We start from the raw sequence: 7095 nt of genomic DNA, 5'->3' as shown, positions 1-7095 counted from the left end.
GGCGCCGGGGGGGGGGGCCCGCGTGCGGTGCTCGCGAGCCCCGCCCGCGAAAACTGTCAGTGGGGCCGTGTTGACTCATGGGTATCGATCGAACGATCGGGAACAACAGTACGAATAAGGGTTGCGCCCACGTCGATCGCGGGTAAGAATGACCATCGAACGTATGTTCGAGGAAGGGAGTGCGAGATGAGTGCGGTACTGGTTGAGGAGATGGTGATCACCCCGACGACCGCCCGGCCGCGGTGGCGGCATGTCCCGCAGACGCGGGGGCCGATCGCGCGTCCGAACCATCCCGGAGCGCCGGGCGGTCGCCCGTCCGGCGGGGTTGCGCCGCTGGTGCGCGCCCGGGTGTCCGAGCCGGTGGCGATCGCCGTCGGGCAGGGCCTTCAGCTCACCCGGCGCGGCTTGGCCGTGGTGATGACGGTGTTCCTCGGTGCGGTCGCGGCGGGGGTGTTCACGCTGGTCGCGGGTTTCCTGGCAGTGCCGAATGAGCCCGGTCTCCCGCAGGCGCCGGCAGTGAGCCAGCTGGGCTGAAGTCGGGCCCACATCGAGGTTCCCGGGTTGGGTGTCCGCCGGGCGCCGCGGGCGTCTTCTGGGTGGCGGAGTGCCGCCTGAAATCGTCTCGATCGAACCGATATGCGTGGGCGCCGGCCTCCGTTGACTCGCAAGACGACGGGTCTTGAGCCATCTCCGGACGACACGCCGCGCATGGTTGCGTTGTGGTGACGAGCGACATATCGTCTATATGTAGTAGTTACAGGGCTGTGCTTTGTCCACAGATTGTGGTCTCATCCACAGGGTTCTCCACAGTCAGTACACACAACGCTCCACAGGGCGGTTCATCGCTGAAGACGAAGGGGGTCGATGCTCGTGCATTGCCCGTACTGCCGCCACACCGATTCGCGAGTCCTCGACTCGCGGGTTGCCGAAGACGGTGCGGCGATTCGTCGCAGGCGCCAATGCCCGTCCTGCGAGCGTCGGTTCACCACTCTTGAGCAGATGCAGCTCGTGGTCGTGAAGCGCTCCGGCGTGGTCGAGCCCTTCTCACGCGAGAAGGTGGTGACCGGCGTCCGGAAGGCCTGCAAGGGCAGGCCGGTCTCGGAGGCAGATCTGGCTCGGCTCGGCCAGCAGGTCGAAGAGGCACTACGGGCCAGCGGGCAGGCCGAGATCCCGGCCGACGACGTCGGCCTGGCGATCCTCGGCCCGCTACGCACCCTGGACGCCGTGGCATACCTCCGCTTCGCGTCGGTCTACAAGCACTACAACTCGGTCGACGACTTCGCCGCCGAGATCGAGAACCTCCGCGGCCAGTTGGTCGCGCCCCGCTGACAGTCACCCCCACTGCTGGCAGAACCAGCGATCCACACCCGAGAGAAGGCACCACAGATGACCGAAACTGCTCGCGCCGGAAGCCGTCGATCCGCGAAGCGACCGGGGCTCACCATCGAGCGCGTGTTCACCACCGACGGCGTGCATCCCTACGACCAGGTGACCTGGGAGGCGCGCGACGTCGTCCAGACCAACTGGAAGACCGGGGAGACCGTCTTCGAGCAGCGGGGTGCCGAGTTTCCCGATTTCTGGAGCGTCAACGCCTCGACCATCGTCACCACCAAGTACTTCCGTGGTGCACTGAACACGCCGGCCCGCGAGACCAGCCTGCGGCAGCTGATCGACCGGGTGGTGACCACCTACCGGCGCGCCGGCGAGGACAACGGGTACTTCGCCACGCCGGCCGACGCCGAGATCTTCGAGCACGAGCTGACCTGGATGCTGCTGCGGCAGTACTTCAGCTTCAACTCGCCGGTGTGGTTCAACGTGGGCACCAAGTCCCCGCAGCAGGTCAGCGCCTGCTTCATCCTCAGCGTCGACGACTCGATGGACTCGATCCTGAACTGGTACAAGGAAGAGGGCTTCATCTTCAAGGGCGGTTCGGGTGCCGGCCTGAACCTCTCCCGGATCCGCTCCAGCAAGGAACTGCTCTCTTCGGGCGGGACGGCCTCCGGCCCGGTCAGCTTCATGCGCGGCGCCGACGCGTCGGCGGGCACCATCAAGTCGGGTGGCGCGACGCGGCGGGCCGCGAAGATGGTCGTGCTCGACGTCGACCACCCCGACATCGAGGAGTTCATCGAGACCAAGGCGCGCGAAGAGGACAAGATCCGCGCGCTGCGCGACGCCGGCTTCGACATGGACCTGGGCGGCAAGGACATCGTCAGCGTCCAGTACCAGAACGCGAACAACTCCGTCCGGGTCAGCGACGAGTTCATGCGCGCGGTCGAAGACGGCGCCGAGTTCGGGCTGCGGGCCCGGATGAGCGGTGAGGTGATCGAGACCGTCGACGCGCGCCAGCTGTTCGACAAGATGGCCAAGGCCGCCTGGGAGTGCGCCGACCCCGGCATTCAGTACGACGACACCATCAATGCCTGGCACACCAACCCCGAGACCGGCCGGATCACGGCGTCCAACCCGTGCTCGGAGTACATGAGCCTGGACAACAGCTCCTGCAACCTGGCCAGCCTCAACCTGCTGAAGTTCCTGCGCGACGACGACACCTTCGACGCGGCGACCTTCGTGAAGGCCGTCGAACTGGTCATCACCGCGATGGACATCTCGATCTGCTTCGCCGACTTCCCGACCGAGGCGATCGGCACGACCACCCGCGACTACCGTCAGCTCGGCATCGGCTACGCCAACCTGGGCGCGCTGCTGATGGCCGTCGGTCGCGGCTACGACTCCGAGGGCGGCCGGGCGCTGGCGGCGTCCATCACCTCGCTGATGACCGCCACCAGTTACCGGCGCTCGGCCGAACTGGCCGCGATCGTCGGTCCGTACGCCGGCTACGCGCGCAACGCGTCCGCTCACCAGAAGGTGATGCGCAAGCACCAGGCGGCCAATGACGAGGTGCGCACCCTCACCGACCTCGATTCGACCGTGCACGACGTGGCCACCGACGAGTGGGCGAAGGTCGTCACCCTCGGTGCGGCCAACGGTTTCCGCAACGCCCAGGCGTCCGTGCTGGCACCCACCGGCACCATCGGCTTCATGATGGACTGCGACACCACCGGCATCGAGCCGGACTTCTCGCTGGTCAAGTTCAAGAAGCTGGTCGGCGGCGGGTCGATGCAGATCGTCAACCAGACCATTCCGCGTGCGCTGCACGGCCTGGGCTACACCGAAGAGACCGTCGAGGCGATCGTCGAGTACATCGCCGAGCACGGCCACGTGGTGAATGCCCCGGGCCTGAAGACCGAGCACTACGAGGTCTTCGACACCGCCATGGGTGAACGGGCGATCAAGCCGATGGGTCACGTGCGGATGATGGCCGCGGCCCAGCCGTTCCTGTCCGGCGCCATCTCCAAGACGGTCAACCTGCCCGAGACGGCCACGGTCGAAGAGATCGCCGAGGTGTACCTGCAGGGCTGGAAGCTCGGCCTGAAGGCGCTGGCGGTCTACCGCGACAACTGCAAGGTCGGCCAGCCGCTGTCCGACGCCAAGAAGAAGGAAGCGCCGGCGGCGGGCGAGGTCAAGGCCGAGCCCGAGGTGCGGGTCGAGTACCGTCCGCGCCGGCAGCGGCTGCCGAAGGCGCGGGCCAGCCGGACGACGTCGTTCTCCGTCGGTGGCGCCGAGGGCTACATGACCGCGGGCGCCTACGACGACGGACGCCTCGGCGAGGTCTTCCTCAAGCTCGGCAAGCAGGGCTCGACCCTGGCCGGCGTGATGGACGCCTTCTCGATCGCGATCTCGATCGCCCTGCAGTACGGCGTGCCGCTGGAGAGCTACGTGCAGAAGTTCACCAACATGAAGTTCGAGCCGGCCGGCATGACCGACGACGCCGACATCCGGATGGCGCAGTCGATCATCGACTACATCTTCCGCCGCCTCGCGCTCGACTACCTGTCCTTCGACGAGCGTGCCGAGCTGGGCATCTACACCTCGGCCGAGCGTGCCCGCTACGTCGAGACCGGCTCGTACATCTCCGAAGAGGACGAGGCCAACCTGATCGATTCCGAGTCGCTGAAGAACGACGCCGGTGACGATGTGAAGGTCCACGAGGAGGGCCCGCTGCAGCCGGCCCTGGTCGAGGCCCGGCCGCACTCGACCGCCGAGGTGCTGGAGAGGATCTCCGGCATGGCGATCGACGCTCCGCTGTGCCTCACCTGCGGTACCAAGATGCGACGCAGCGGCAGCTGCTACATCTGCGAGGGCTGCGGCAGCACCAGCGGCTGCAGCTGAACCGATGGCCGAGCACACCACCGCCTGGATCGCCCACGCCGGGCGATCCGGGACGGCGGCCTTCACCGCCGAACGCCTACCGGTTCCCGAGTTGCGCCCCCACGACCTGCTGGTCCGGGTCCGCGCAGTCTCGGTCAACCCGGTCGACACCAAGGTGCTCAAACGCCTCGGCGACGGTGAGAGCACGCAGCTGGGCTACGACGCGGCCGGCGTCGTCGAAGCGGTCGGCGCGCAGGCGTCCGGTTTCGCGGTCGGCGACGAGGTCTACTACGCCGGTGACGTCAGCCGTCCGGGCAGCAACGCCGAGTTGCATGCGGTCGACGCTCGGATCGTCGCGCACAAACCCCGGAACCTGGACTGGGCCGAAGCGGCCGCACTGCCGCTGACCACGATCACCGCCTGGGAATCGCTGTTCGACAAGTTCCGGCTCAACGCCGAGAGCCGCGGTGCGTTGCTGGTCGTCGGCGGCGCCGGGGGAGTGGGCAGCGTGTTGATCCAGCTGGCCAAGGCGCTCACCGGCGTGACGGTGATCGCCACCGCGAGTCGTGACGAAAGCCGGGCCTGGGTGCGCGACCTGGGCGCCGATGCGGTGGTCGGGCACCGCAACCTGCGCGACGAGGTGGCTGCGGTCGCTCCGGACGGCGTCCGCTGGATCTTCTCCTCGTTCACCGCCGGCAACCTCGACGACTATCAGCACCTGCTGCAGCCGTTCGGCGAGATCGTCGCGATCGACGACGATCCCGGTCCACTCGGTGCGCTGAAGACCAAGGCGATCAGCTTCCACTGGGAGTACATGTTCGCCCGGATCATCCACGAGACCCCGGACGTCGCCGAACAGGGACGCCTGCTCGCCCGCACCGCGGAACTCGTCGAGCAGGGCCGGATCCGCACCACGCTGACCCGAACACTGGCCGGTCTCAGCCCGGACACCCTGGCCGAGGCGCACGAAGTCCTGCGCTCCGGCAGCGCTGTCGGCAAGTTGGCGATCACCCTCGACTAGCGCTGGTCGAAGCTCGTCGGAACCTCCGGAGCCCGCCGTCCACGCCGCTCCACTGCCGCGCCATCCCGGCGAACGCCGGGATCTCCGCACCGCTGCCATGACGAACGCCGGGCTCAATCCGGTCGCGCGGCGATCGACGCGGGCTTCGCAGAGGTTGAGATCGCGGCCACCGCGCCGGCGATCAGCGGCACGGCCACCACGAACAGGCCCGCGGTCGGCCAGGGCAGGGCCACCACCGGTTCCTCCCCGCTCCAACTGGTCGAGATGATGCCGATCGGGGCGCCGACCGCCATCCCGAGCAGCGCTCCCAGGCCGGACGCCAGCAACCCCAGCACGGCGGCCTGCGCGATCGCCAGCCGGCGAGTCAGCGTCGGCGGCGCACCGACCGCGGTGAAGGTCGCCAGGAACGGCCGCAGTTCAGCCGCGGCCAGGATCGTCGACATCGCCGCGCCGATCACCGCCAGCAGGGCAAGGGTGCCGGCGATCAGCCAGAGCACGGGCTGCGGTTCCGGCGTGAAGCCGCGTTCGACCTGGATCTGGATACCTGGTGTGGCCAGTGCTTCACGGAGCGCCGTCTCGGTCTCGGGGCTGATCGGGCCCTTCGGGTCGTCCACCAGCAGTTGCCAGCCTGCTGCCGACCAGCCGAGGGCAGCGACGGTGGAGGTGCTGGCCAGTACCGAGTAGCGGGAGGGTGGTGCGCCGCGGCTGATCACCTCGCTGGTGATCGCGACGGCAGGTATCCACTCGGTGTGTGGCTTCGTGCCTTCCTCGTAGTCGAGGTAGGCGACGTGCAGCCGTCCCCGGTCCAACTCGTTCACCGAGGTGCCCTCGAAGCCGGGCACCGGCTCGGTGTTCACCAGCAGCTTGCCGTGTGCCAACGCGTCGGCCTGGGTCGCGTCCAACCCGAACAGCCGCACCAGGTCGTCGGTCGTGCCGACCAGAACACCGGTCCCGGTGTATGCGCTCATCGAGCGGCAGCGGGCGGTGGGCTGGCCCTGTTCGTCGAACAGATCAGCAGCGGTGCAACCCTTTCGTAGCGCCGCGATGTCGAGCGATTCTCCGCTCTCGGCTCCGGGCTTGGGTGCCAGGACGCCCGCGACCGCGGTGGTGCGCAGCAGTGGGTCGACGGAGTGGATGGTTGTCGCGAGGCCGGCCAACCCCGATTCACTCTGTACCCCTTCGATGACGACCCGGCCGGCGAGGGTGAGCGGGATGTAGCGCCGCGCCTGGTCAGCCTCAGTGCTGCCCATCGCCGTCCAGACGGCGGTGAGGATGAGCACCCCGCCGGCCACCGAGGCGACGATCGCAGTCGCCCGGCCACGGTGCCGGGCCAGGTCGCGCAGCGCCATCCGGAGCGCGACCGGAGCGCCGGCGCCCAGCCGAGCCAGGACCCGCAACAACCCGGGAGTGCCCAGCAGAAGGCCGGCCAATGCAGCCAGGCCACCGGCGAGAGTGACCCAGGGAATCAGCGAGTTCCCGTCGCGGGGCAGGGTGATCGACCACCAGGTCGCGGCCACGCCGGCGGCCAGCAGCAGGACGCCGGCGAGCGGCGCGCCGCGTCCGGGTGGAGCCGAACGGGTGGTGTCGTTCAGCGCTGCGACCAGCGACAGCCGGGACAGGCCGCGGGTGGTCACCAGCGCCGAGCCGAGCGCGGTCAGCACGCCCAAGGCGAAGAGCAGCGCCAAGGCCCCGATGGGCACGTCCAGCGGCCCTTGAGCCTCGAACGAGCCGGACGACACCACCGGCCACAGCGCGATGCCCGCTCCCGCGCCGACCAGGGTGCCGGTGAGCGCCGCCGTCGAACCGAGCAGCAGGGCCTGTCCGAGCGCCACCCGCCTCAGCTGCCGCGGATCGGCACCGTTGAG

At 68.7% G+C, this 7095-nt stretch carries 5 protein-coding genes; 4 read left to right on the top strand and 1 reads right to left on the bottom strand.

Annotated features, from left to right (window positions below; all coding sequences use genetic code 11):
* The first annotated feature begins 186 nt into the window (after nucleotides 1-186).
* From QM624_RS14160 to QM624_RS14145, 4 genes are all read left to right on the top strand, one after another.
* Nucleotides 187-534: a hypothetical protein gene (locus QM624_RS14160; RefSeq protein ID WP_415092894.1), complete on the top strand. Its 348-nt coding sequence runs from the start codon at nucleotides 187-189 to the stop codon at nucleotides 532-534.
* A 336-nt stretch (nucleotides 535-870) separates the two neighbouring features.
* A complete protein-coding gene (gene nrdR / locus QM624_RS14155; protein WP_298133856.1) occupies nucleotides 871-1329 on the top strand; it encodes a transcriptional regulator NrdR in 459 nt (152 codons plus the stop codon).
* Between the two features lie 57 nt (nucleotides 1330-1386).
* On the top strand, nucleotides 1387-4230 hold the full coding sequence (locus QM624_RS14150; protein ID WP_415092892.1) for a vitamin B12-dependent ribonucleotide reductase: 2844 nt from the start codon (nucleotides 1387-1389) through the stop codon (nucleotides 4228-4230).
* A gap of 4 nt (nucleotides 4231-4234) precedes the next feature.
* Nucleotides 4235-5230 carry a zinc-binding alcohol dehydrogenase family protein gene (locus QM624_RS14145; protein WP_415092890.1) on the top strand — a complete coding sequence of 332 codons (996 nt, stop codon included), beginning with the start codon at nucleotides 4235-4237 and terminating at the stop codon, nucleotides 5228-5230.
* 113 nt (nucleotides 5231-5343) lie between these two features.
* Here QM624_RS14145 and QM624_RS14140 read toward each other — a convergent pair.
* The coding region (locus QM624_RS14140) for an FtsX-like permease family protein (RefSeq protein WP_415092888.1) at nucleotides 5344-7095 on the bottom strand (1752 nt) is incomplete at its 5' end.

It is taken from the genome of Micropruina sp. (assembly GCF_047606365.1).
Classification (GTDB): Bacteria; Actinomycetota; Actinomycetes; order Propionibacteriales; family Propionibacteriaceae; genus Micropruina.
Note: the sequence above shows the minus strand (reverse complement) of the source record. Positions and strands in the feature narration are given on the sequence as shown.

What these genes read in the sequence shown, in the direction of transcription:
- QM624_RS14160 (WP_415092894.1), top strand. Translation starts at nt 187, where the DNA reads ATGAGTGCGGTACTGGTTGAGGAGATGGTGATCACCCCGACGACCGCC.
- QM624_RS14150 (WP_415092892.1), top strand. Translation starts at nt 1,387, where the DNA reads ATGACCGAAACTGCTCGCGCCGGAAGCCGTCGATCCGCGAAGCGACCG.
- QM624_RS14145 (WP_415092890.1), top strand. Translation starts at nt 4,235, where the DNA reads ATGGCCGAGCACACCACCGCCTGGATCGCCCACGCCGGGCGATCCGGG.